Genomic DNA, 24,615 nt, shown 5'->3' on the forward strand with positions numbered 1-24,615 from the left:
TCACCTCATGGTGAAGAAATACATTAAAAAATAAAACGCGATGTTTTCTTGGTTTCTTGCTTTTCTTACATGTTAAACACTATCCAGTTTTCAAAGAACAACTAACTTACTGTTTGAGAAGATTAGACCTCTCAAAACTGAGCAAAGTAAAACAACTGTGACGGTTCCGTTATATCCTTAGAAAGGAGGTGATCCAGCCGCACCTTCCGATACGGCTACCTTGTTACGACTTCACCCCAATTATCTATCCCACCTTAGGCGGCTGGCTCCCAAAAGGGTTACCTCACCGACTTCGGGTGTTACAAACTCTCGTGGTGTGACGGGCGGTGTGTACAAGACCCGGGAACGTATTCACCGCGGCGTTCTGATCCGCGATTACTAGCGATTCCGGCTTCATGCAGGCGAGTTGCAGCCTGCAATCCGAACTGAGAATGGCTTTAAGAGATTAGCTTGACCTCGCGATCTTGCGACTCGTTGTACCATCCATTGTAGCACGTGTGTAGCCCAGGTCATAAGGGGCATGATGATTTGACGTCATCCCCACCTTCCTCCGGTTTATCACCGGCAGTCTCACTAGAGTGCCCAACTGAATGCTGGCAACTAATAATAGGGGTTGCGCTCGTTGCGGGACTTAACCCAACATCTCACGACACGAGCTGACGACAACCATGCACCACCTGTCACTTTGTCCCCGAAGGGAAAGCTCTATCTCTAGAGTGGTCAAAGGATGTCAAGACCTGGTAAGGTTCTTCGCGTTGCTTCGAATTAAACCACATGCTCCACCGCTTGTGCGGGTCCCCGTCAATTCCTTTGAGTTTCAGCCTTGCGGCCGTACTCCCCAGGCGGAGTGCTTAATGCGTTAGCTGCAGCACTGAGGGGCGGAAACCCCCCAACACTTAGCACTCATCGTTTACGGCGTGGACTACCAGGGTATCTAATCCTGTTTGCTCCCCACGCTTTCGAGCCTCAGCGTCAGTTACAGACCAGAGAGTCGCCTTCGCCACTGGTGTTCCTCCATATATCTACGCATTTCACCGCTACACATGGAATTCCACTCTCCTCTTCTGCACTCAAGTTCTCCAGTTTCCAATGACCTTCCCCAGTTGAGCTGGGGTCTTTCACATCAGACTTAAAGAACCGCCTGCGCTCGCTTTACGCCCAATAAATCCGGACAACGCTTGCCATCTACGTATTACCGCGGCTGCTGGCACGTAGTTAGCCATGGCTTTCTGGTTAGATACCGTCAGGGGATGAGCAGTTACTCTCATCCTTGTTCTTCTCTAACAACAGAGTTTTACGATCCGAAAACCTTCTTCACTCACGCGGCATTGCTCCGTCAGACTTTCGTCCATTGCGGAAGATTCCCTACTGCTGCCTCCCGTAGGAGTCTGGGCCGTGTCTCAGTCCCAGTGTGGCCGATCACCCTCTCAGGTCGGCTACGTATCATTGCCTTGGTGAGCCATTACCTCACCAACTAGCTAATACGCCGCGGGTCCATCCATAAGCGGTAGCCGAAGCCACCTTTCATCCGTTCGCCATGCGGCAATCAGAATTATGCGGTATTAGCATCCGTTTCCGAATGTTATCCCCCACTTATGGGCAGGTTACCCACGTGTTACTCACCCGTCCGCCACTCCTCTTTCCAGTCGAGTGCAAGCACTCAATAGGAAAGAAGCGTTCGACTTGCATGTATTAGGCATGCCGCCAGCGTTCGTCCTGAGCCAGGATCAAACTCTCATAAAAGTTGAACCAACCCGTTAGGATTGCTTCGCTTTTTAACGATGCTTGAAGCTCATTAAAATGACTTGCTAGCGAATAATTATTCACTTTGTTTCTTTTGGTTCGACCCTTGGTCGAACCGCCGTACACAGTTTATTGTTTTACTTTGTTCAGTTTTCAAAGGTCTAATTTGTTTGTCGTTGTCGTTTTGACAACTTCTAAATAATACCAGAAGTCATTTAACTTGTCAATAACTTTTAAATAAATATTTTTTTGTTTGATGTATATTTATTCAATATCGACTTACTTATTCAACACGACTTCAATATATTATCATGAATGGTTATTCATTGTCAAGCGTATAACTCATCTTTTTTTCTAGCATTTCTATCTATTTATTCTGTTGCACAATTAACGCAACAACATCTATTAATATAACAAGTTTATTAATGTTGGTCAATAGGAAAACTTCTTTTTTACCTTTTTATTTAAAAACTTTTAAATAGATTAACCTAAATCACATTGATAGAGATGAAAATCTTTTTTTACACCATCTGCCATAATATCTATTTTCTTTCCAATACAAATAAAATCAGCATCTTGGTATAATCTATTCAAATAAGCATTATCCGCAACACAGTCTAATCGAATCGCTGCAAAACCTTTCTTTTTCGCATAGGCTTTCGCTTCGACTAGGAGTTGTTTTGATATGCCTTGTCCTGAAAAACTGCGTTGAACAGTTAAGCGGTGCAAATACAGATACGCTTCACTTGGGTCCTTTTCCCAAAACATTTCATCCCATTCACTTTGACGACTCCATAAAACAAACATCCCCGCCGTCTGATTGCCTACCGTCCCAAGAAAAACTTCTCCACGTTCGATAGCCTCTGAAGTATTGTGTCTATCCTCACCCTTCAAAATCCCACTCCATTGCTTTGATCCTTTAGTTTGAAGCCATTGCGCAGCCTGTTGCAACATGGCTTTGATATAAGGTGTATCCTTTGGTTTAGCTTGATGTATCATCACTCTTTTAGTCATACTCTCCCTACTTCCAATCTATTATATACTCCTAAATAAAAAATTATGATTAGTAAAAAAACCCTGATAATTAGTACCATCGAACCAAGCAATGACTAACTTAGTCAATGCCTGATTCACTATAGTACTTTATCAGGATTCTTTCTGTCTAGTATTTATTTTATAAACGTGCGTTTAGTTCTTTTGCTAAATCTTCAAATCCTGGTTTACCTAGCAAAGCAAACATATTCTTTTTGTATGCTTCTACTCCAGGTTGGTCGAATGGATTTACTCCGTTAAGATAACCTGAAATACCTACTGCTATTTCAAAGAAGTACATTAGATATCCTAATGTGTAGGCATCTGTTTCAGGAATGGTAACAAGTAAGTTAGGTACATCTCCATCCGTATGGGCCAATAACGTTCCTTGGAAAGCTTTTGTATTAACAAAGTCTATTTCTTTTCCTTGTAAATAACCTAGTCCATCTAAATCATCAGTCGTAGTTGGGATGACTAATGTGTGTTTAGCTTTATTTACTTTAATGATGGTTTCAAAAATATTTCTTTGTCCATCTTGAATGGTTTGTCCGACTGAATGTAAATCAGTAGAGAAGTTTGCACTTGCTGGGAAAATACCTTTTTGGTCTTTTCCTTCTGATTCACCAAATAACTGTTTCCACCATTCTGAGAAATATTGTAAGTTCGGTTCATAATTAACCAATATTTCTGTTGTTTTACCCTTACGGTAAAGTGCATTTCGAATCGCTGCATACTGGTATGCTTCATTTTCTTCTAGCTTGTCACTACTATACGCATCAGCTGCATCAGCAGCACCTTGCATCAAAGCATCTATATCGGCTCCACTTGCTGCGATAGGCAATAAACCTACAGCTGTTAACACTGAGAAACGCCCACCTATATCATCAGGGATAATAAATGATTCGTATCCTTGTGCATTGGCTTCTTCTTTTAAAGCGCCTTTTGCTTTATCTGTTGTTGCATAAATACGTTTCTTAGCTTCGTCTTTACCGTATTTTTTTTCTAGCATTTCTTTAAAAACACGAAAAGCAATAGCTGGTTCTGTTGTTGTACCAGATTTTGAAATAATGTTTACAGAGAAATCTCGATCTCCAATTACTTCAATCAAATCAGTTAAGTACGTTGAACTAATGCTATTACCGGCAAAGAAAACTTGTGGTTGTTTTCTATCTTCTTTAGGAAGTACGTTGTAGAATGAATGGTTTAAAAAGTCTACCGCTGCTTTAGCACCTAGATATGATCCACCAATGCCAATAACGACTAAAACTTCTGAATCCGTTTGAATTTTTTCTGCCGCAGCTTTGATACGAGAAAATTCTTCCTTATCATAGTTTTTAGGCAAGTCAATCCAACCTAGATAGTCGCTTCCTGCTCCTGTCCCCTTGCGTAACATCTCATCTGCAGTAGTTACTTGCTGTTGCATATTTGAAATTTCATGTGGTTGTACAAATTTGTCGATTTTTGAATAGTCAAATTTAATGTGTCCCATGTAAATCCCTCCATCATTTTGTGTATTTGCGAATTAAAGTAGAATCTCAATTCTCATACTCTCTTAACTTTAGTAGTTTTCAAGAGAAATAGCAAGAAAAAAACAGCATTATCTGAATGAAATGCTGTTAGTTATTTTTTTATTTAAAATTGAGGAACACCCGAAATTTCCCACCCTTCAAGAGCTTCCGTTAACGCACCTGATTGCACAAATGAGAGCTGAAGTAAATCTTCTTTCAATATATCGTCTACTTGAATCTCTTTGTTGGCCACTTCAAAAACAAATAAAGGGATGTTTTTTCCATTAACTACTGCATTGGTTAGTTCAAATAAGTTTAGATTATGGATATCGATAGCTAACTTTTGTTTTAATTCTTCTAAGATACAAGCCAGTCCTGTTTGTGTGTCAAGAATCTGAGTTACCGGGAAGGAAAGTTTTTCATTTTCATTCTCTACTAAAAACACGTATTTACCTTCTGGGTTATGCGTCATTATAGTTCCAGCCACCCGTTGTTTTTCTGTCATTTCCAAGCACCTCACACTTAAGTTTTTAAATCCAGTCAATAGATAAGTGACATTTTAGTACAGCACAAAAGACAAATAAATCTATCTTAGTTTATTTGTCTTGCTTCATCTGTTTTGGCTTCTTTGATCCACTGTGGCATCAATTCACGGATAGTATCAAATCCATCTCGGTCCGTTTTTTCTTGACGGTATTTTCTTTTCTTAGAATGGTACTGAAAATGAGTTCGTTCTTCTAATACTCTTAACGATAAACTAATTTTTTTCGTGTATTCATCAATATCTAGAATGACGACATCCATTACATCTCCAACGGTTAAAACTTCATTCAGATTTTTTACGTATCCATGTGTGCATTCTGAAATATGAATCAATCCTTGTGTTTCTTTATCTAAAGAAACAAATGCACCATAAGGTTGAATACCTGTTATTCTACCTTTAACAATCATTCCAATTTTATAATCCACCCTATCACCTCATTTTTGATACATTTATAAACCCCTCTACTTCTTTACTTCTTGATTGTATCATAACAGTAAAATTTATGAAAATAGTATTCGCTTCCATAATAGCATTCTTTTTTTAAGCGAAATACAAGTATTGATAGAATCGTTATCTCACTTAACGTATACTAAAAAAGAGACGAATGTCATTATTTTACTATACTATAAAGGAAGTGCTTATATGGACTATTCATTTGACGAAGTTATCGACCGTAAAGACAGTTTGGGGATTAAATGGAATAATTTAGGCCAACTATTTGGTTCTGAAGAAGTTTTACCAATGTGGGTAGCGGATATGGATTATGCAAATCCACAACCTATACTTGATTCTTTACAGCAGGTTCTCGATTCTCGTATTTTGGGCTACACTGCTCCTCCCGATTCTCTTTATAACGCTATTATTCACTGGCAAAAAGAACGCCATCAAATGGCATTAACAAAAGATGAAATCTTATTTTCGCCCGGAGTTGTACCAAGTATAGCTTTAATTATCCAAGCTCTTACAAATGAGCAAGATGCTATTATGATTCATGATCCTGTTTATACCCCTTTTTCAACTATGATTCAATTAAACAAACGTCGTTGTATTCGTTCTACATTATTAATAGAGAACAATCAGTTTAAAATGGATTTTGAAGAGATAGAAAAACAACTTTTTGAAGAACAGGTGAAATTATTTATTTTATGTAACCCTCAAAATCCAGGAGGACGTGTTTGGTCCAAACAAGAATTAATCACGCTAGCTGATCTCTGTAAAAAATACGATGTTTTAATGATCAGTGATGAAATACATGGCGATTTAATTTTTTCACCGCACCAATTTACTTCATTAGTTACTTTGAAGCCGAGTTATCAAAATTTTGTCATTACACTATCTGCTGCAACCAAAACATTCAACATCGCGGGTGTGAAATTGTCAATGATTTATGTCCAAAACCCAACACTTTACAAACAAATTAATCACTATCAAGAATGCATTGAGCATAGTGGTTTAAATACTTTTGGTTATGTCGCAACAGAAACTGCTTTCACCCAGTGTGGACCATGGTTAGAGCATTTATTGGAGACTCTCAGCGAAAATTTAGCTATGATAAGTAATTTTTTTGATCATGAGTTGCCGCAAGTAACTTATATGAAACCACAAGGAACCTATTTATTTTGGTTTGACTGCTCTAGTCTAGGATTGACGGATGAGGAATTAATGAACCGTTTTATCCATGTAGGTAAAATTGCCCTAAATTCTGGTGTTGCTTATGGTCCTGGCGGTTCACAATATATGAGGCTAAATTTTGCAGCTCCAAAAGTGCTTCTCCAAGAAGGTTTAAAACGAATTAAACTTACTTTTGAGCGATAGAAAGAATATAAATAACCCGATAAAAAGTCACTTTTTAAGTGCTACTTTATCGGGCTGTTTTTATATGTGTTACTTTTTTCTATTTTGCTAGTTGTTCTACAGCTAATAATAGACATCCAGTAATACCGGCATTGTCACCCAAAGCTGGCGGTACAATGTATTCTTCTAATGAAGGCAATTCAACATAACCACCCATTAGTTTCTCAAATTCTTGACGAATTAATTGGAAAAGTTGTGCTTGCTTCATTACCCCCCCACCTAAAACGATTCTTTCAGGACTCAGAACTAATGTATAATTCATTAAAGCTTGGGCAATATAATAAGCCTCCATTTCCCAAACGGCTGAATCATCTGCTAACTCATCTCCTTTTTTCCCGTACCGTTGTTCAATAGCTGGACCAGCGGCAATACCTTCTAAGCAATTACCGTGGTAAGGACAACATCCTGCGAAAGTTTCATCTGGATGCAAGCGAACCATGATGTGTCCCATTTCTGGATGACCGTATCCTGATAATAGTTCGCCATTTATAACAGCTCCGCCGCCAATACCTGTCCCAACCGTTAAGTAAACACAACTAGACAAGCCTAATGCTGCTCCTTTTTTCAGTTCCCCTAAAGCAGCTGCGTTGACATCTGTTGTCCAACCGACAGGAATGGCATATCTGTTTCTGATTGCTCCTAAGAAATCATAATTTTTCCAAGCCGTTTTTGGTGTCGTTGTTACATAACCATACGTAGATGAAGCTGGATTAACATCTATCGGACCAAATGATCCGATTCCTATCGCTGATAACTCGAAGGAATCAAAATAAGCAAAAACCTGTCCTAACGTTTCTTCTGGTGTTGTTGTAGGTATACTAACTTTCTCTTTTAGTTCTCCTTGTTCATCACTTACTGCACAGACAAATTTCGTTCCGCCTGCTTCAATTGCGCCATAAATCATTATTTGCACATTCCTTTCTCACTACTATTATCTATTTTATTGTAGCATAAATCGCAAGAAATGAGGACGTTTCCAACTAATTCAACTAAGAAAATGAAGAGACAGTGATTGTAAGCAGCAGATTGCTAATGATCAAGCAGACATTTCGCTTAGACTTGGTTTCATAACTCTATTTTCACGCATTTCGTATACTCTTTGATTAGTGAAAATATAAAAGGCTTTGTAAATCTGGTGCTACTCGCTATCATGTGGACCAGTTAGATGAGAAATAACCCAGAATTGTCCATTTCCATAAATAAATTAAGATGTGGTAAACTTAATGGTCTAATCCTATCGGAATCGCCACAAGTGCTTTTTAAGAAAACAAAAAAACTCTCGCAATAATTTGCGGAGAGTTTTTCTTTTGATTGATTAAGCTAATTCGATTGATTCGATGACAACGTCATTTACAGGTTTATCTTGCGGACCACGTTTAACTTTTTGGATAGCTTCTACAACATCCATACCTTCAACAACTTGTCCGAATACGGTATGTTTAAAGTCTAACCATGGTGTTCCGCCATTTGCTTTGTAAGCTTCGATCACTTCTGCAGGGTAACCTGCTCCTTCTAATTGACTAAGCATATTAGCTGGCACTTTAGGAGCTGTTACAACAAAGAATTGGCTTCCGTTCGTTCCAGGTCCAGCATTTGCCATTGAAAGCGCGCCATACAAGTTAAAGGCTTCATTTGAAAACTCATCTTCAAAAGATTCTCCCCAAAGACTTTCTCCACCCATTCCAGTACCTGTTGGATCGCCACCTTGAATCATAAATTCAGGAATAACACGGTGGAAGATAACACCATCATAATAGCCTTTTTTTGCTAGACCTAAAAAGTTTTCAACTGTTTTAGGTGCTACATCTGGGAAAAGTTTTAATTTGACTTCCCCCATATTTGTTTTAATGGTTGCTGTTTTTTCATTGTCTGCTACTTCAGTTGATAATTGTGAAAATTGAGTCATGTTGTGTCCTCCTTATTTTTAATTACTTCTTAATCATACTTAACAATTTGAATTTTTACCAATGATTTTATTTAAATGTGTAAACTATTTTTTGAAGGTTTGCAGATTTATCGCTTTATCAATCGCTTTGAATTAAAAAAAAGTCATTTTTTGATTTTTTTCTATTAAGCAGACTTTGATTTAATGGTATAATAGAGAAAATAGAAAGCTTTACTTAAAAAAAGGTGGTCCATTATGGCAATTTTATCAAATTTCCCTCTTATCGCTGCTTTAACAGCGATTATCTTTGCACAACTTATTAAAATTCCCGTCGCCTTTCTTTTGCAGCGGAAAACCACTTGGGGATTAGCTACTTCAACTGGAGGTATGCCTAGTTCTCACTCAGCGTCTGTTTCTGCTTTAATTACAGCTTTAGCTCTTCAAGAAGGAGTAAATTCTCCTTTTGTAGCGATTGCCAGTACTTTTGGAATGATTGTGATGTTTGATTCTATGGGTGTTCGCAGACAAAGTGGTGAACAAGGTATTTTATTAAACCACTTAATACTTGATTTCCAAAATCTCAGCAACAAAGTTTTAAGAATCACACATGAATCTGACACCACAAAATCACCTCAAAAAGAGACTCATTTAAAAGAATATTTAGGCCATAAACCCATCGAAGTGTTCTTTGGAATTTTAACTGGCATTGGTGTGGCTTTTGTCATTAGAAAAATTTTGATTACATTTGGTTTATAGGATTTAATTTTCACTCTGAGATTATAATTGTCTTAAAACATCTTTTTAGCGGACCCTAATAGGTTCTTCTAATAAAGATGTTTTTATTCGTATCCAAGACCCTCAGGGACCCAAATGTCTTTTATGTGCTATACTGATACACGCTTTACAGACTTGTTACTAGATGGAGGAATAACCTTGAAAACAACTAACGAAGTATTTGACATCACTATTATTGGTGGCGGTCCTATTGGCATGTTTGCTGCTTTTTATGGTGGAATGCGAAATGCAACAGTTAAAATCGTCGAAAGTCTTCCACAGCTTGGTGGACAATTATCTATGCTCTATCCTGAAAAAGATATATTTGATGTTGCAGCTATGCCGGTAATCGGTGCGCAAGAATTAATTGATAACCTCTCTATACAAATGTCTCGCTTTGATCAGACTATTTGCTTAGAAGAAGAAGTTCGTGATATCAAAAAAAATGATGATGGTATCTTTGAACTACACACTAAAAAAGCGATTCATTATTCAAAAGCAGTGATCATTACAGCTGGGAACGGAGCTTTCCAACCGCGACGCCTTGAAATCGAACAGGCAGAAAAATATGAAGGCGAAACACTTCATTATTACGTCAACAATATCGAACAGTTTAAAAATCGAACGGTTGCTATTTGTGGCGGCGGCGATTCTGCAGTTGATTGGGCACTGGCTCTAGAGCCTATTGCTAAAAAAGTTTATCTGATCCATCGTCGGAATAAATTTAGGGCACTTGAACACAGTGTCTCAGTATTGGAAAAATCAAGTGTAGAAATAAAAACGCCCTTTGTCCCAAAATCTCTCAAGGGAAAAGATCAATTTTTAAGTCATGTCATCTTAAAAGAAGCTCGTGGCGATCAAACAGAAACGCTAGAAATCGATGATTTCCTTGTTAATTATGGCTTTACTTCTTCTATCGGACCTATGAAAAAATGGGGCTTTGAAGTTACCCACAACGAGATTGTTGTGAATAGTAAAATGGAAACCAGTACTCCTGGAATATATGCAGCTGGCGATATCTGTACTTATGACGGAAAAATTGACCTTATCGCTACCGGCTTTGGAGAAGCTCCTACTGCTATCAATAATGCTATGAGTTATATTAATCCAGATGAGCGCGTCCAACCTATGCACAGCACAAGCTTATTTTAATCGTTTATCTTTACGCTTACTTTTCATTTATAATGAAAATTGAGCCTCTTTTTTAAAGTCGCTTTATCCGACTATTCCATTTGTTTGAGGTATAATGGACTTATCTAGTATAGGAGGTTTTACAACATGGCAAAAGAAAGTGAAAAATTACATCAAAAGGCTCTTAGTTTAATTAAAGAGCGTGGAGTGGAATTAACCGATATAGCAGAGTTAGTTTTACTTTTACAAACACCTTATATTAAGGATTTGACCTTAGAAGAATGTTTACTTAACGTTGAAGCCGTTTTATTAAAGCGAGAAGTTCAAAATACCATTTTAACCGGTATTCAATTAGATATTTTAGCAGAACAAAAACAATTAATGGATCCTCTACAACAAATTATTTCAGAGGATGAAGGACTATACGGGATTGATGAAATTCTAGCTCTTTCTATCGTTAACGTATACGGATCAATCGGATTTACAAACTATGGCTACATCGACAAAATAAAACCAGGTATCTTAGCTAAATTAAACAGCCACGAAGGCGAAAAAGTCCATACCTTCATGGATGATATCATTGGAGCCATCGCAGCTGCAGCCGCCAGTCGACTAGCACACGCCCACCCAACAAAAAGTGATTCAGTCAAATAACAAGATGTGGCGTGACGCAGTTTAAAGATGCAAAAATCAACGGTAACTTCGCTAAGAAAATAGGAACCAGTCGCTTAGGATGTTCTTTATCCTATTGACCGGTTCTTATTTTTTTTGAAAAAACCTCTATGAAAAATCGTAATAAAAATACGTACGTTCCGTTTTGTGTTTCCTATTCAAAGACGTATACTAAACGGGTAAAGAACAAATACTAAAGGAGTGAAAAAAATGGCAAATAATTTGCGTAAAAAAGATGATTTCCCAACACTTACTGATTTTTTCCCATCTTTATTTGATGAAGATTCCTCTTTATTAGATAAGTTCTCCACGTCACTTGCAAAAAACAACTTTAAAGCAGACATCCACGAAACCGATAAAGAATACGAAATAAAAATCGATATTCCTGGTTTTGACAAAGAAAACATCTCTATTGACTTTGACCACGATGTTCTCTCTGTACACGCTAAGCGCCATAATGAATCAAGTGAAAAGAATGAAGAAGGTCAATTCATTAAAAAGGAACGCTCATATGGCAGTATGACTCGTCAATTCTATCTAAAAAATGCAGACGAAGAAAATAGTAAAGCAACCTATACGGATGGTGTTTTAACTTTAAAAATGCCTAAACTAAGTAGTGAAGACAATAAGAAAAAACAGATTACTATTGATTAAAAAGTAACATGACTTCGATGGATAATCGCTCAGCACCGGAAGTACAAAAACCTACTATCCTCAAAAAACACAATCTACCTTTGTGTACTATTGAAGTCATTTATCTAAAAAAACCTGTGACCCTCTACCGCCTCAGCGATGGAAAGTTCACAGGTTTTTTCATTTTTTTTTAAATGCCATACGTTTAGCTGTAAAATAACCCACTATCATTGTTAACTCTATCAAAGAAAACGCTAAAATAAAACAATGCATAAAGAAGGCCTCTGGCAGTGCTAGGATAATAGAATCTGTTGATGGATTAAATAACCAGGCATCATTATTGAAAAATAATTCATGAAAAGCAATAAATAACTCATCAAAATTTAACCCGATGACGATTAAAACAACAATGGGCATAAGCATTCCCCATTGAAAAAAGCGAATTAATTTCCAAGTCAATTCATGTCGTTTGATATAACGCAAATAAAAAAAAGATCCAATTGTTGACACAATAGCTACACTATAATTAATTAAAAACCATTTTTTTACTTCATAGAAATGAAAAAGGCCTTTTTCTGAACTAGGGAAATTTGGCATATTTAATTCCGATACCCATGGTTTATTTAAGTAATCAATTAAAATACGATAATTATCCATTATCGTTTCTTTACTAATACCAAGTGATTCAGGAATGTTAAAATACGTTAGATCAAAGCTATATAACGGAATAAAATTGATGGTAATCGTGATGGCTAGTGTCAAAATACATAAGAATAAACTTGTTAATCCTATAAAATGAATGGCTTTTGTTTTCATCTTATTATCCACTCATCTAATGAATGAATATGGTGCGTTGGCTGTTTCATTTCATTTGTCATATCTTCTGGATTCGTAAACCCGGTGTAGACTAATAATGTATCGATTCCATTTTGAATACCTGCTAAAATATCCGTTTCATAATTGTCACCGACCATTACTACTTCCTCTTTCTTAAGTCCAATCGTTTCTAAAGCTTCATCCATAATGATTGACTCCGGTTTGCCTATAAATGTAGGCTCTACTCGAGTAGCTGCAACAACCATAGCTACCAGTGAACCCGCTCCCGGCACCATTCCTTTTTCACTAGGCATATTTGTGTCTTTATTGGTCGCAATAAATTGGGCGCCTTTTTGAATAGCTAACGTTGCTACCTCAAAATCTGTATACGTAACCGCACGATCTAAAGCAACCACTACAAAATCAGGATTTTCTTTATCTTCAATAAATCCTGATTTAGCCAACGCATCTTTTAGTCCGGTTTCACCAATTACGAATAGTTTATTCCCTTTATTTAACTTTTTCATGTACTTAGCTGTTGCCAATGAGGCAGTATAAATATGCTCTTCTGTTACATCTATGTCAAAGTTAATACGTAGATTATCAGTCACTTCTTTTTGCGTTTTTGTCGTATTGTTAGTAACAAACAAAAATGGCACTTGTTTATCTTGTAATCGTTGAATAAAACGCGGTGCTGCTAAGATAGGTTCTGTACCATTGTACATTGTTCCATCTAAATCAATTAAATACCCTTTGTAATCCATAACTAATTTTCCCAACTCCTATTCGTTATTCTTATCTGTTTCACTTGTTTTGCGTCGAATACTAAAATGACGCTTCCCTTTAGTCTCGTTTGTTGGTTTAAATGTTGTATTCTCTTGTTTTTCTTTTTTCTCAACAGGAGTTGGAGCTACTTCTTTTTTCACGAAATCTCGTTTTGGCTTTGGCTTTGATTTTGGCTTTGGTTTAAGTCTTTCATTGCTCGGTTTCTTATCTTTCTCAACTTCAGCTCGCGTCACAGGTTTTTTCATTTCTTGTTTTTGGTTTGTTGAATTTTTACTTTTTTGGTTTCTTTTTCTTCTTACCGGCTTTTCTGTTTTATCTGCTGATTCTTTCTTTGGCTTATTCTTTTTTGCTTCTAAACGATGCACTACAAAATAAGGACAACCAAAATTACAATATTCATATAAGTAATCTTCCAAATTATTAATTCTTTGATCTTGCGGAACTTTTCGATTGCGATTATCATAAAAACCTTTTAATCGCAATTGTTCAAAACCCCAGTCGGCAACAATGTAGTCGTACTTATCAAGTATTTCACTGTATCTTTCACCTAACCGTTCGCCATCAAACGCTTCTTTGTATTCTTTAACAATTTCATACTTGGTTCCATCGATTGTAATCATTGTAGCATCTAAACGATGCACTAGTTGTTCTTCGTTAACCTCGGTGGTTTCTTGTAAGTTTAAATCAATCGCTGAACTCAATGCCGTCGTTTCTTTTTTTTCAATTATACGTTTTCTAGAAGGCACTTTCTTTCTACTATGTGACTCTCTAGCTGGCCGTTTGCTCGTTTTTTTCTGTTCTTGTGTTTTACCATTCTTTTCAACAGATTGACTTTTCGAAGTCGTTTCCCTCACTTTATGGTTTCGCTCGCTCTGCTTTGCTTCGTCTTCTGACATCCTTTTCACCTACATTTTCTATTCTTATTTGTTATTCTTATTATTGATTTATCTATGATTAGTGGCTAATCGGAAATGTTTTTTGCAAATACTGACCTAAAACATTTCTTATAAAGTAAGGAAATAAAACTTCATTTTTTCCTTTAATTTCAATTGTCGGAAAAAAAGGGATATAAAGGAAATGATCCACCGTGGCAAAAGTATACATCTTTTCTCGCTTAATCTGCTTACCCTCCCAAGTTACCTCACCAGTTTTTTTATCAAGTTGAATCCCGTTATAATAAATTTCTCCAAAAACTTCGCCTCTAAACCCCATACCCTTGATTGGGAAATTACGTAAGAAAAGATGATTTTTATTCATTTCATACATCAAACGAATCAGATTTTCTCCGCTTAAAGTACACCGCATCACCCTCATTGGATGTGGCAAAACTTGATGCAATTCATCATTCGTCACAATCCCTTTGATGATAGGTTGCATAAATAAACCTGCGTTTACTATTGCTGCATCTGTTTTAGCATAATCTTTAATGGCTTCTAATCCAATCTCGACTAATTCAGATTTTTTCTGCCAACTTACTGACAAATTCGTTGGGACCCATGCAATTTCTTGTTCGTTTAATAGTTGATGTCCCAGTTGTTCATAGCCTTTAATTAAATCGTCTTCATCATCTATGACTGGAAGTTGACCTGTCTCAATAACTGTTGCTTGTGCTGAAAGCAATCGAGCACCTTCTACATCAAGTGTTACATGACCAACGTATTGCCCAAATTTCCCAGCTGCCGCTAACAAGGTATTTCTCACTTGTTCCCCTTCTGGTAATAAATGGTGGGTATGTGAGCCTAGAATGATTTTTATCATTGGGTATTTTTCAGCAATCTCTCGATCTTCGAGGATACCTAAATGAGACATTAAAATGACTGTGTCTACTAGAGGTGTTAGCATCTCCAATATTTCAGGAATCACATCGTCTGCTTCTTTCACTTTCCAGCCAATTGGCTCATAGCTTGTAGGAAAAGAAGCCGTTAAACCAAATAGTCCAATTTTGTGTCCTGTTTCTGTCTGTAAAATATCGAAAGGTTGTGCCCAGTCCGGATAGGCACCCGTTGTTTTATCCAAAACATTTGATAAAACAACTTTGAAATTTGCTTCATCGTATAAGTGATTGAGTTCTGCTTTCGAACTGCCAATTCCTTCATTATTTCCAATCGTCACAGCGTCGTAATGAGCCTCGTTTAATACTCTCACATTCGCCTGCCCATTTGTCGCCTCAGTTAGGGGATGGACTCGATCACATGCATCTCCAATATCAAACAAAAAACACGATTCATTTAAACGGATTTTTTGTTTTTTTTCAGCTTGAAGATAAACAGAAATTCTTGGCCAATTTTCAAAATGAGAATGAATATCATTGGTATGATAAATATGAATACGCTCCATAGCTTATTTACCTTCTCTTTCTAAAATTTAGATACATTCAGTATACCAATATTCATAAGATTTCGCTTGAATTTTAGAAAAAAAAACGAATTCTCGTATTATCATCTTTTTTATACAAAAAAAAGAAAAAATACTCTTTTTAGTCAAATTAAAATCAGTTAAATTAACTATTCGTTTATTTTTATTTACAATTCAACTAGTTTAATGCTAATCTTAGGGTTCATGAGTTAACCAAACCAACAGAAAGCGAACAATATAGCGTTTTTCAATTATATTATCTTGTTTTACAATAGGCTAATCATGATTTTTTTTATAAGTCGTCAAATCTATATCCAGATTTATCAAAGCTATTCAGCCCTGCTGATGGCTATTTTATTTAACACCTATTTTTTTTAGATTAGTCACTCAAAAAAAATAAACTGTTTTATCCAATGATAGGAAGCCTATGGAATGCTAAAAACTTTTCATAGCCTTCCTCCTTTAGCTACTTTCAAAAAAATGATTAAGGAGTGAGTATACATGATTGAATTTAAAAATGTTGAAAAATATTACGGTGACTTCCATGCATTAAAAAATATTAATTTAACTTTCAAACAAGGAGAAGTTGTGGTTGTAATCGGCCCTTCCGGTTCTGGTAAAAGTACCATGTTGCGTTGTATTAACGGACTAGAAGAAATTACAGAAGGCGATTTGACTATTAACGAATACAATATCCATGATAAAAAAACAAATATCAATAAAATCCGAAAAAATGTCGGGATGGTTTTCCAACACTTTAACTTATATCCCCATAAGACTGTCTTAGAAAATATTATGCTAGCACCTACAAAAGTATTGAAACAATCCAAAGAAGAAGCAAAAGAAAAAGCTGAAAAGTTATTAGCTAAGGTAAATATGTTAGACAAAAAAGATTCTTATCCTTCTCAACTTTCCGGCGGTCAACAACAACGAATTGCGATTGCCAGAGGGCTGGCAATGGACCCAAATGTCTTGCTTTTCGATGAGCCAACTAGTGCCTTGGACCCTGAAACGATTGAAGATGTGTTGGATGTCATGAAAAAATTAGCTAAAGAAGGAATGACGATGATTGTCGTTACCCACGAAATGGGATTTGCTCGTGAAGTAGCGGATCGTGTTGTTTTTATGGCTGATGGTCAAGTTTTAGAAGATCGTGAAGCTTCTGCTTTTTATAAAAATCCGCAAGAACCAAGGGCTAAACAATTTTTAAGTAAAATTATTAATCATTAACCATAAGGAGGATGTTTAAATGAAACAAACGTTTAAACCATTGCCTTTACTCCTTTTAATCTTTCCACTACTTCTGTCAGCCGCCTGTGGTTCAAAAAACCTGGCTGCACTAGATGTTACCGAGCGACTAGAAGACAACCCAAAGATTACTTGGGGAGTAAAAGTAGATACAAGTTTATTTGGACTTTATAACATTGAAACTGCTGAAATCGAAGGTTTTGATATTGATATCGCAAAAGCTTTAACAAAAGAAATCACTGGTGATGCTAAAAATGCAAATTTTGTTGAGGTCACTTCTAAAACAAGAATTCCCTTATTAAAAAACGGCAATATTGATGCGATTATCGCCACAATGACGATTAGTGAAGAACGTAAAAAGCAAGTTGATTTCTCAGATGTTTACTTTGCTGCTGGACAAGCTTTATTGGTTCCAAAAGACAGCACCATTCAAAGTGTTTCAGACTTAAACAGTGAGACAACTGTTTTATCCGTTAAAGGCTCAACTTCTGCAGCAAATATCAGAGAACATGCGCCTGATGCAACCGTACTTGAATTAGAAAATTATTCTGAAGCCTTTACTGCCTTGCAATCTGGACAAGGAGATGCCATGACTACTGATAATGCTATCCTATTAGGAATCATTGCTAAAAATCCTGGATACCGTTTAGCCGGTGATAATTTTACCGATGAACCTTATGGTATTGCGATAAACAAAGGGCAAGATAACTTTGTCCAAGCAGTCAATGCTGCCTTGCAAACCATTAAAGAAAATGGCGTCTACGATAAAATTTACGCTAAATAGATTCCTGAATTAGATTAACAGTTGTTTTTATTTCAATAAATAAAGTGAGGTGTCCCCTATGATTCAAATTTTTAATGATAATTTCGATCTTTTGTTGGAAGGTTTTAAATTCACATTATATTCAAGTGTTATTGCGCTAATTATCAGCTTAATTATCGGCACTTTATTAGCGATCTTCCAAATTTCAACAAATAAAACCATTAGAATGCTGGCTAGTGCCTATGTTGAGTTTTTCCGAAATATTCCTTTGCTTATTATTGTAATGTTCTTTTACGTTGTTGTCCCCTTATATTGGTTCCAAATTGATGGATTTACAGCTGGAACCATCGGACTAACCATTTATACATCTGCTTTTATAGCTGAAACAATCCGAGCTGGTATCTTGAGCGTTCCAAAAGGGCAAATGGAAGCCGGCTTATCGACTGGATTTACGTATACTCAAACTATGAGGTATATTGTATTGCCTCAAGCGATTAAAATTGTTATTCCACCTCTTGGCAACCAATTTATCAATCTTGTCAAAAATTCATCTGTACTAGCTATGGTCGCTGGTCTAGATTTAATGTACCAAGGTGACTTGATTGCTAGTGAAAATTTTAATACCTTTGATACGTATATCTTAATCGGTATCCTGTATTTGATCATCACTTTACCATTAACTTACTTGATGGCGTATATTGAACGCCGCTTAGCTAGTAACGATTAGAAGGAGGAAATTCAATTGAACTTTGTAGAAGCTTTTTCATGGGTCAACATCCGCTTCTTGTTGGATGGACTCCTTATTACTGTTGAGGTCGCAGTGCTTTCCATTATTTTTAGTTTCATCATCGGGAGCCTATTAGGCCTAGTCCGCTACTTAAAAATTCCGTTTATTTCAAAAGTAGTCGGTTTGTTGATTGACTTGATTCGAAACTTGCCACTTTTATTGATTATTTTTTTCACTTATTTTGCTTTACCGCAAATCGGCATCCGATTTGATATCTTTTGGTCAGCTATAGCGGCCATGACTATTTTTGAATCTGCTATGTTATCTGAAATCATTCGTGCTGGTTTAAATTCAGTTCCTAAAGGTCAAACAGAAGCTGGACTTTCAACTGGTCTGACTTATAGCCAAACTTTATTATTTATCATTATTCCACAAGCATTTAAAGCAATGGTTCCACCGATTTTAAGTCAATTTATTTCATTAATTAAAGACACATCATTGGCCGTCATCATTTCTCTTCCTGAAATTACTCATAATGCTAAAATAATTTATGGTCAAAACACAAACTATGTTATTCCTATGTTTATTGCTATGGCTTTGTTGTATTTCAGCATTTGTTTTGCTTTATCACGTGTGGTCAAGCGTTTGAAATTAGGTATTCAAATTTAACAGAAAAAAGTTCCAACCTAAAACTTTTGGTTGGAACTTTTTTATTTGCTGTTGATTACTTAATAGCCGTTGATACAAATTCTTGAACCGTTTTTTCAAGCTGCTTTTTTTCTACATACTTTGCTTCGCCAAACCAGTATTTTGAGCGGATAGTAGTAATCAAACTAGTTACGGTTAACCATGGACAAGCGGACAGTTTATACATACTTTTCAATTGATAGGTTCCTTCACTTGTTACAGAACTGTATCCACAATCTTCTACGAGGACTTTGCTATTATCCGATAACTTTTCGCCACTAACCGTCATAACCGTAGCACCTCCCATACTAACGCCAAATAAGACCATTTTCGCTTGGTTCCCAGCTTTTTCAAGCATAAATTGAATCCATTGCAAGTAATCTTTCCGCTCATGCCAACCGAATCCAAGATCCTCTCCTTCACTCATCCATGCCCTCTAGCATCTGGCACAAGTCTGTTGAATCCCATATCCGTATATATTTTTGCATATGGAGCCCTTTCTTTTAAGTCTCCCGTATAGCCCTGACAGCCAAGATGGCTATTTTTTAGTGGTAGAATTTTCTTCGCTATAAGTAGCCGATAACTTTAAACCGTCTGTTGATTGGATAGTCAACTTTTGGCAGTCTGCATTCTCATACTACATTCTTTCTTCTAACCATGGATCAGCAGGAAGGTACACTTCTCCAACTGTTGCCTCTTTGATAAAATCTTTTCATTTAATGCTACCGCTATGCGATAAAAGAAATCCCCTGCCATCCCTAGTCCCACAATATCAGAACAGCTATACTAGCCAAAGCAATCCATGCTATTACCCCCACTTTTTCATACTACTAAATAGAGTTAATAATCGTTTTTTGGGGATTTCGTCTACCCAATTTTTTTAGTTTAGTCCAATAAAATGTAAGGTGTTTTTTTCAATTTAAACAGAAAAAAATTACTTTTTCAGCTGCAAAAAATCTACTATCAACTTATCTACCTCGGCATTTTCATGTAATTGACTATGAGACACTTGTTCACCGGTTATAACTTCTTCATGATAATTAAAATTGTTCGACTGCATCAAATACCCAATCGATAATCCGCTACTGATAGAAACCGTGCCATCACTGTTAGAGCCATCTGCTACATCTCCTACAATATTTAACATTTTAGTTGATGAAGGGTATTGTTGGATTGCAGCTGAAAATTCGCTGTAACGTCCACTACGAACAAGCGGACCATTCTGATTCAGTTCCTCAAGTGGTTGATTTTCATTGCCTTCCACAAAATCATTAAATGGTGCACCGATAGCAACAAAATCTTTAACTGCCGGTTGCGAATCCTCGCTTCCATAAGCCACTAAGTACCGGAAACTACTGACTCCTCCCATAGAATGTCCAACCAAATTTACTTCATTAACCTGATACGTTGTCTTTAAATAAATTAAAACAGATTTGATCCAATCCGCTTGATTCCACTCGTTATTTTTATTATCCGCAAACAAAACTTGAATGAAAGGACTAGCTGAATCATCCTGCCAGTTGCCTGCCTCAGAAATACTACCATCTGGTTGTACTGTTATGGTTAACCATCTTTTGCCATAATCTTCGGCCTCAAAACGGGATAACATCCCATTAAACGAAAAGTCCGTTCCGCCGTACCCATGAATAAACAGCGTGGGTATACTAGCCTGATCCTCAGCATGCACGTCAGATACTTCAGTACTAGATTGCGTTTCTTCACTGGACTTGCTTGCTTTTGGTTCACTAGTTAATTGACTTTCTTTAACGGGTTCTGTTCCCTTTTGGCTTCCACACCCTATAATTATGATGCTTAATAAAACTGCTACGAAAGATAATAAACATAGTCGTTTCATTATTGCTCACTCCCAACACTTTTAACTTTATTTTTACGTTCTATTTCATTTATCATAACTCAAAAGTAATCTTTTAGCGCTAACATAATTCATAACTATCATTTAATTCTACTAAATACCTATTGTGACGTTGCTTTTCAAAAAATTGATTCAGATTGGCTTGATGCCATCATTAATTCCAATTTTTTGTTTTTATTTTTTGGCAAATAATTTCAGTCCTATCCTCTTTCAAATGGATAAGTTAGCGATAAAAAGGTTCCTGTAAAAAATGCTATGAATAATTTAGTTAAAAAAAGGAAGTGGAAAATCAAGGGTTTAGACTCGAATCACTTCACGAAAAAGCACAAGATGGTCACAGACTATTGAGCATTAGTCATGAAGTGGACGTCGGGTTTGCTTTTCGGACCACGTTCTAGTATGAAAATCCAGGAATATGGAAAGAGGCTAGGACTTATTGTCCCAGCCTCTTCAATAGTCTTTTTTTTAATATTTATCAAGCATTACAGTTCCTCGATTATCTGGATATCCTCTGTGAACAAGTTGAAATTGAATAAGTCTAAATTAGATAATTGGCGTTCTTTGTTATGCGATTTGGGGATAACTACGACCCCTCTTTGAATTTGATAACGCAATAAAACTTGTCCCCAGTTTTTTCCATATTTATTTCCAATTTTTGTCAGTTTAGCTCGTTGTTCCTCGGTTACCTTAACTAAAGGTCCCCATGCTTCAGGTAGAATGGCCTGATCTTTTAAGTAGTCAATAAGTTCGTTGTTCCAATTAGATGGATTTGATTCAATCTGGTTTACAGCAGGTTGAATCCTAGTGTATTCTTTCATTTCTTCTAGCAGTCTAATAGAAAAGTTAGATACACCAATCGATTTAATCTTTCCTGCATCAACAAGTGATTCTAGCACTTCCCACGTTCTTTTCAAGGTCTTTTTATCTTCAATCGGCTGATGAATCAAAAATAAATCAATGTAATCTGTTTGTAAGTTTGCTAAACTTTGCAAAACAGTCTGTTCAACTAATCCTTTAGAACCTACATACTCATCTGTCTCTGGAATTTTTGTTGTTAGATAAAATTCTCCTCGAGCAATTTCGCTATCTTTAATGGTTTGCCCTACACCTACTTCATTTCGATAATATATAGCGGTATCAATCAATCGATATCCTGCTTTGATTGCTGATTCTAATGCACTAAAGTCATCATTTAAAGCGCCATCGTATTTATTGTCAACTTTTCCATACGTATTTGTACCCGTTCCAACCATTGGCATCTTCATTCCATTCATTAAAGTGACTGTTTCCACTGTTCTCATCCCCTTTACCGTTTGAATAAACGCATCTATTACCCTAATAATAAAGATTTCTAGTGTTATAAGTCAAGTTAGAGCATTTATCAAAAAACAACATAAAGAAGTCGAAAGCACGTACCAATCGCGCTTTCGACTTTTAGTGACATTATAGAGTTGTAGTCTCAAGTTTCTTGATACCTATATTTGTGTAGCCGCTTATAACTGTTAATACAGGTGAAAGTAGACAGAAGAAAGCGTAAGGTAAGTAAGATAGCGTAGGAACACCTAAAGTTGTAGAAATAAATACGCCACTTACACCCCAAGGAATCAAGGAATTAATAACCGCACCAGCATCTTCTAGGACTCGCGAAAGTGCTAGCGGTGACAAACCTGATTGCTTGTAGGTTTTCTTAAATGCGTTACCTGGCAGAACAATAGCTAAGTACTGTTCTCCAACCAGAGCATTCACGCCAATAGCAGACAAAGCTGTCACAAGAATTAAGTTCCCAACTGACATGCTTGCATTTGAAATAGGAGACATGACGGTATCAATAACCTTGAACTCCATTAATAATCCTCCCAGAGCAAGAGCTAGAATAATCAGTGAAATAGACCACATCATACTTTGCACTCCGCCTCTTGACAGTAAAGCATCGATTATTTCATTACCTGTTGTTGCTACGTAGCCTTCTTGAATGTAACTTGAAATTTGCGAAAGTTTAACCGTTGGCGAATTAATTTTTAATAATCCAATAGATACTGCAATATTAATCAATAACGTTGGAATAGCTGGGATTCGTTTCCATGAAGAAATGAATATAAAAACAATTGGAATAGCTGCTAACCAGTTTACTTCAAAATTAGATTCTATTACCTTTGTCAAACCAACAACTTGATTCGTCGTTGCAAGCTGTTTATTCATACCAAAAAATAAAAACAGTACGGTAGATAAAACTAAACTTGGAATTGTTGTCCACATTAAATTTTTTATGTGTTTAAATAGATCAACTTCAGCAATCGCTGCCGACAAATTTGTACTATCTGATAATGGCGACATCTTGTCCCCAAAAACACTCCCTGATACAATCGCTCCTGCCACCAGACCAGGTGTAAACCCCATGGCGATTCCCATTCCAAGAAAAGCTAAACCAATTGTAGAAACGGTGGTGAGTGCTGAACCGATAGATGTACCAACCACGGCACAAATTAAAAAGACGGATGGAATAAAAAAGCTTGGATTCAATAATTTGAACCCAACAACCATCATCGAAGGAATAATCCCTGATGCAATCCAAACGGAAATGAGAGCACCAATCAGAATAAAGATAATCATTGGTATGATACCCGTTTTAACTCCTTTTTGAATACCATCATGAATCTCTTCCCAACTGTGTTTACGAAATCTTCCCCAGACAATCAACAACGTGATGGCTAATAATAAAGGCGTTTGTGGATCTAATTTAAACTTGATAATGCTAACACCAATCATTCCTACTATCAGAAACAGTAAAGCAAAACTTTCTCGTATGGATAATTTTTTCATTCTATACACTCCTAATTTTTATAGTGCTGAAGTAAAATTAGTCATACGATAATATGCGATGCCCCCTGTAGTATTGCACAAAAACATGCCCCAACTTCCTTTCTTTACTTGCTGTATTAGCCTACCTAATCTATCCAGTAGAAAAAACTATTTCTTTAGTATGTACTATCGATAAGAGATTGTCAAAGCAAAGTCAGCATACAAAAAAATAAGAGGAATTTGATTCTTGAACAATTCACTCTTACTTTTCACTTCGCTTCTTTTTCATTTTCAAACAGCGCTTCTTTTTCAATCTGGCCGCTTCGATCATAGCGAATCCAAGAGCCATTTTTTATATCTTGTTTTAAGTTTCCAACTTGCCATAATTCTCCGCTTTTACGATAAAACATCCATTTCCCTTGCATCTGTCCATCAAAAGAACCGGTTGCCTTAATTGTTCTATCCTCAAACTTCTATTCTAAGACTTTGTTAATTCTTTTTTAATCTTCTTGATAAACAAAGAGATTGGATTCTACTTTAATTTTTTTATGTAGTGTAAAAGATACACTTTCCACAAAGTGAGGCACAGAATGTACTCGAATAGAATTTTTCAAAGACCTCAAAAATAACACTGGAAACATCTCTAAAGTTTTTAAATTTAAAGTTCATAGCTACCTTGCCCTCTTTATTTTGAAGCAAACAAACTTTATCTGATACCTTTATTTTCCAACCATAAGGTAATGTATCATGCAGTGTATTATTTTCTTGATTCGTAGACCTATTGA

General features: G+C 36.4%; 24 protein-coding genes and 1 rRNA gene. 9 read left to right on the forward strand and 16 right to left on the reverse strand.

What is annotated here, in order from left to right:
* Nucleotides 1–181: 181 nt before the first annotated feature.
* The 5 genes from BR44_RS04940 to BR44_RS04960 all read right to left on the reverse strand — a co-directional run bounded on the left by BR44_RS04940 (nucleotide 182) and on the right by BR44_RS04960 (nucleotide 5,252).
* Nucleotides 182–1,743: ribosomal RNA gene (locus BR44_RS04940) — 16S ribosomal RNA — on the reverse strand.
* A 483-nt stretch (nucleotides 1,744–2,226) separates the two neighbouring features.
* On the reverse strand, nucleotides 2,227–2,757 hold the full coding sequence (locus BR44_RS04945; RefSeq protein ID WP_034550948.1) for a GNAT family N-acetyltransferase: 531 nt from the start codon (nucleotides 2,755–2,757) through the stop codon (nucleotides 2,227–2,229).
* Between the two features lie 160 nt (nucleotides 2,758–2,917).
* Nucleotides 2,918–4,264, reverse strand: coding sequence for a glucose-6-phosphate isomerase (locus tag BR44_RS04950; protein WP_034550949.1), 1,347 nt, complete (start codon nucleotides 4,262–4,264; stop codon nucleotides 2,918–2,920).
* A 143-nt stretch (nucleotides 4,265–4,407) separates the two neighbouring features.
* Complete coding sequence (locus BR44_RS04955; protein WP_034550950.1) at nucleotides 4,408–4,788, reverse strand: hypothetical protein; 381 nt, start codon at nucleotides 4,786–4,788, stop codon at nucleotides 4,408–4,410.
* 86 nt (nucleotides 4,789–4,874) lie between these two features.
* Nucleotides 4,875–5,252: a CvfD/Ygs/GSP13 family RNA-binding post-transcriptional regulator gene (locus tag BR44_RS04960; RefSeq protein WP_034550953.1), complete on the reverse strand. Its 378-nt coding sequence runs from the start codon at nucleotides 5,250–5,252 to the stop codon at nucleotides 4,875–4,877.
* 133 nt (nucleotides 5,253–5,385) lie between these two features.
* Between BR44_RS04960 and BR44_RS04965 the strand changes: the two genes are divergently transcribed.
* Nucleotides 5,386–6,642 (forward strand): MalY/PatB family protein, encoded by a 1,257-nt coding sequence (locus BR44_RS04965; protein ID WP_342668066.1) that lies wholly within the window; start codon nucleotides 5,386–5,388, stop codon nucleotides 6,640–6,642.
* A gap of 79 nt (nucleotides 6,643–6,721) precedes the next feature.
* On the opposite strand, the gene BR44_RS04970 is transcribed toward BR44_RS04965, so the two are convergent.
* Both BR44_RS04970 and BR44_RS04975 read right to left on the reverse strand, forming a co-directional pair.
* Nucleotides 6,722–7,585, reverse strand: coding sequence for an ROK family protein (locus tag BR44_RS04970; protein WP_034550955.1), 864 nt, complete (start codon nucleotides 7,583–7,585; stop codon nucleotides 6,722–6,724).
* Nucleotides 7,586–7,996: 411 nt separating this feature from the next.
* Entirely contained in the window at nucleotides 7,997–8,587 is a 591-nt protein-coding gene (locus tag BR44_RS04975) for a peptidylprolyl isomerase (protein ID WP_034550956.1), read from the reverse strand.
* A 234-nt stretch (nucleotides 8,588–8,821) separates the two neighbouring features.
* On the opposite strand from BR44_RS04975, the gene BR44_RS04980 reads away from it, so the two are divergent.
* The 4 genes from BR44_RS04980 to BR44_RS04995 all read left to right on the forward strand — a co-directional run bounded on the left by BR44_RS04980 (nucleotide 8,822) and on the right by BR44_RS04995 (nucleotide 11,797).
* Nucleotides 8,822–9,322 (forward strand): divergent PAP2 family protein, encoded by a 501-nt coding sequence (locus BR44_RS04980; protein WP_034550957.1) that lies wholly within the window; start codon nucleotides 8,822–8,824, stop codon nucleotides 9,320–9,322.
* A gap of 177 nt (nucleotides 9,323–9,499) precedes the next feature.
* Complete coding sequence (locus tag BR44_RS04985; RefSeq protein ID WP_034550959.1) at nucleotides 9,500–10,492, forward strand: NAD(P)/FAD-dependent oxidoreductase; 993 nt, start codon at nucleotides 9,500–9,502, stop codon at nucleotides 10,490–10,492.
* Nucleotides 10,493–10,618: 126 nt separating this feature from the next.
* Complete coding sequence (locus BR44_RS04990; RefSeq protein ID WP_034550961.1) at nucleotides 10,619–11,125, forward strand: phosphatidylglycerophosphatase A family protein; 507 nt, start codon at nucleotides 10,619–10,621, stop codon at nucleotides 11,123–11,125.
* 228 nt (nucleotides 11,126–11,353) lie between these two features.
* Complete coding sequence (locus BR44_RS04995) at nucleotides 11,354–11,797, forward strand: Hsp20/alpha crystallin family protein (RefSeq protein WP_034550963.1); 444 nt, start codon at nucleotides 11,354–11,356, stop codon at nucleotides 11,795–11,797.
* Nucleotides 11,798–11,956: 159 nt separating this feature from the next.
* On the opposite strand, the gene BR44_RS05000 is transcribed toward BR44_RS04995, so the two are convergent.
* Genes BR44_RS05000 through BR44_RS05015 form a run of 4 tightly spaced genes read right to left on the reverse strand, consistent with a single transcriptional unit; the run spans nucleotide 11,957 to nucleotide 15,715 of the window.
* Nucleotides 11,957–12,592, reverse strand: coding sequence for a TIGR01906 family membrane protein (locus BR44_RS05000; RefSeq protein ID WP_084676091.1), 636 nt, complete (start codon nucleotides 12,590–12,592; stop codon nucleotides 11,957–11,959).
* Nucleotides 12,589–13,356, reverse strand: coding sequence for a TIGR01457 family HAD-type hydrolase (locus tag BR44_RS05005; RefSeq protein WP_034550965.1), 768 nt, complete (start codon nucleotides 13,354–13,356; stop codon nucleotides 12,589–12,591). Before BR44_RS05005 ends, BR44_RS05000 begins: the two co-directional genes overlap by 4 nt.
* 18 nt (nucleotides 13,357–13,374) lie before the next feature.
* Nucleotides 13,375–14,274, reverse strand: coding sequence for a YutD family protein (locus tag BR44_RS05010; protein WP_051912528.1), 900 nt, complete (start codon nucleotides 14,272–14,274; stop codon nucleotides 13,375–13,377).
* A gap of 58 nt (nucleotides 14,275–14,332) precedes the next feature.
* Nucleotides 14,333–15,715 carry a bifunctional metallophosphatase/5'-nucleotidase gene (locus BR44_RS05015; RefSeq protein WP_034550967.1) on the reverse strand — a complete coding sequence of 461 codons (1,383 nt, stop codon included), beginning with the start codon at nucleotides 15,713–15,715 and terminating at the stop codon, nucleotides 14,333–14,335.
* Between the two features lie 519 nt (nucleotides 15,716–16,234).
* Between BR44_RS05015 and BR44_RS05020 the strand changes: the two genes are divergently transcribed.
* The 4 genes from BR44_RS05020 to BR44_RS05035 are packed head-to-tail and all read left to right on the forward strand — an operon-like array spanning nucleotide 16,235 to nucleotide 19,140.
* The gene (locus BR44_RS05020) at nucleotides 16,235–16,963 is read left to right on the forward strand and encodes an amino acid ABC transporter ATP-binding protein (protein WP_034550968.1); all 729 of its coding nucleotides are present in this window, start codon (nucleotides 16,235–16,237) and stop codon (nucleotides 16,961–16,963) included.
* A gap of 19 nt (nucleotides 16,964–16,982) precedes the next feature.
* A complete protein-coding gene (locus BR44_RS05025; protein WP_034550970.1) occupies nucleotides 16,983–17,765 on the forward strand; it encodes a transporter substrate-binding domain-containing protein in 783 nt (260 codons plus the stop codon).
* A 58-nt stretch (nucleotides 17,766–17,823) separates the two neighbouring features.
* A complete protein-coding gene (locus BR44_RS05030) occupies nucleotides 17,824–18,471 on the forward strand; it encodes an amino acid ABC transporter permease (RefSeq protein WP_034550971.1) in 648 nt (215 codons plus the stop codon).
* Nucleotides 18,472–18,486: 15 nt separating this feature from the next.
* Nucleotides 18,487–19,140, forward strand: coding sequence for an amino acid ABC transporter permease (locus tag BR44_RS05035; RefSeq protein WP_034550973.1), 654 nt, complete (start codon nucleotides 18,487–18,489; stop codon nucleotides 19,138–19,140).
* Between the two features lie 55 nt (nucleotides 19,141–19,195).
* Here BR44_RS05035 and BR44_RS11080 read toward each other — a convergent pair whose 3' ends face one another.
* The 5 genes from BR44_RS11080 to BR44_RS11460 form a co-directional block, all read right to left on the reverse strand.
* Nucleotides 19,196–19,585 (reverse strand): alpha/beta hydrolase family protein, encoded by a 390-nt coding sequence (locus tag BR44_RS11080; protein WP_051912531.1) that lies wholly within the window; start codon nucleotides 19,583–19,585, stop codon nucleotides 19,196–19,198.
* A 507-nt stretch (nucleotides 19,586–20,092) separates the two neighbouring features.
* Nucleotides 20,093–21,013 carry an alpha/beta fold hydrolase gene (locus tag BR44_RS05045; protein WP_034550975.1) on the reverse strand — a complete coding sequence of 307 codons (921 nt, stop codon included), beginning with the start codon at nucleotides 21,011–21,013 and terminating at the stop codon, nucleotides 20,093–20,095.
* A 500-nt stretch (nucleotides 21,014–21,513) separates the two neighbouring features.
* Nucleotides 21,514–22,323, reverse strand: a complete 810-nt coding sequence (locus BR44_RS05050) for an aldo/keto reductase family protein (RefSeq protein ID WP_034550977.1) — start codon at nucleotides 22,321–22,323, stop codon at nucleotides 21,514–21,516.
* Between the two features lie 151 nt (nucleotides 22,324–22,474).
* A complete protein-coding gene (nhaC, locus tag BR44_RS05055; RefSeq protein WP_034550978.1) occupies nucleotides 22,475–23,851 on the reverse strand; it encodes a Na+/H+ antiporter NhaC in 1,377 nt (458 codons plus the stop codon).
* 248 nt (nucleotides 23,852–24,099) lie between these two features.
* The gene (locus BR44_RS11460; RefSeq protein ID WP_156954886.1) at nucleotides 24,100–24,255 is read right to left on the reverse strand and encodes a toxin-antitoxin system YwqK family antitoxin; all 156 of its coding nucleotides are present in this window, start codon (nucleotides 24,253–24,255) and stop codon (nucleotides 24,100–24,102) included.
* Between the last annotated feature and the right edge of the window lie 360 nt (nucleotides 24,256–24,615).

It is taken from the genome of Carnobacterium funditum DSM 5970, assembly GCF_000744185.1.
Classification (GTDB): Bacteria; Bacillota; Bacilli; order Lactobacillales; family Carnobacteriaceae; genus Carnobacterium_A; species Carnobacterium_A funditum.

Coding starts and splice junctions, on each gene's coding strand:
- BR44_RS04945 (WP_034550948.1), bottom strand. CDS start 2,757: ATGACTAAAAGAGTGATGATACATCAAGCTAAACCAAAGGATACACCT.
- BR44_RS04950 (WP_034550949.1), bottom strand. CDS start 4,264: ATGGGACACATTAAATTTGACTATTCAAAAATCGACAAATTTGTACAA.
- BR44_RS04955 (WP_034550950.1), bottom strand. CDS start 4,788: ATGACAGAAAAACAACGGGTGGCTGGAACTATAATGACGCATAACCCA.
- BR44_RS04970 (WP_034550955.1), bottom strand. CDS start 7,585: ATGATTTATGGCGCAATTGAAGCAGGCGGAACGAAATTTGTCTGTGCA.
- BR44_RS04975 (WP_034550956.1), bottom strand. CDS start 8,587: ATGACTCAATTTTCACAATTATCAACTGAAGTAGCAGACAATGAAAAA.
- BR44_RS04980 (WP_034550957.1), top strand. CDS start 8,822: ATGGCAATTTTATCAAATTTCCCTCTTATCGCTGCTTTAACAGCGATT.
- BR44_RS04990 (WP_034550961.1), top strand. CDS start 10,619: ATGGCAAAAGAAAGTGAAAAATTACATCAAAAGGCTCTTAGTTTAATT.
- BR44_RS04995 (WP_034550963.1), top strand. CDS start 11,354: ATGGCAAATAATTTGCGTAAAAAAGATGATTTCCCAACACTTACTGAT.
- BR44_RS05000 (WP_084676091.1), bottom strand. CDS start 12,592: ATGAAAACAAAAGCCATTCATTTTATAGGATTAACAAGTTTATTCTTA.
- BR44_RS05005 (WP_034550965.1), bottom strand. CDS start 13,356: ATGGATTACAAAGGGTATTTAATTGATTTAGATGGAACAATGTACAAT.
- BR44_RS05010 (WP_051912528.1), bottom strand. CDS start 14,274: ATGTCAGAAGACGAAGCAAAGCAGAGCGAGCGAAACCATAAAGTGAGG.
- BR44_RS05015 (WP_034550967.1), bottom strand. CDS start 15,715: ATGGAGCGTATTCATATTTATCATACCAATGATATTCATTCTCATTTT.
- BR44_RS05020 (WP_034550968.1), top strand. CDS start 16,235: ATGATTGAATTTAAAAATGTTGAAAAATATTACGGTGACTTCCATGCA.
- BR44_RS05025 (WP_034550970.1), top strand. CDS start 16,983: ATGAAACAAACGTTTAAACCATTGCCTTTACTCCTTTTAATCTTTCCA.
- BR44_RS05030 (WP_034550971.1), top strand. CDS start 17,824: ATGATTCAAATTTTTAATGATAATTTCGATCTTTTGTTGGAAGGTTTT.
- BR44_RS11080 (WP_051912531.1), bottom strand. CDS start 19,585: ATGAGTGAAGGAGAGGATCTTGGATTCGGTTGGCATGAGCGGAAAGAT.
- BR44_RS05045 (WP_034550975.1), bottom strand. CDS start 21,013: ATGAAACGACTATGTTTATTATCTTTCGTAGCAGTTTTATTAAGCATC.
- nhaC (WP_034550978.1), bottom strand. CDS start 23,851: ATGAAAAAATTATCCATACGAGAAAGTTTTGCTTTACTGTTTCTGATA.
- BR44_RS11460 (WP_156954886.1), bottom strand. CDS start 24,255: ATGCAAGGGAAATGGATGTTTTATCGTAAAAGCGGAGAATTATGGCAA.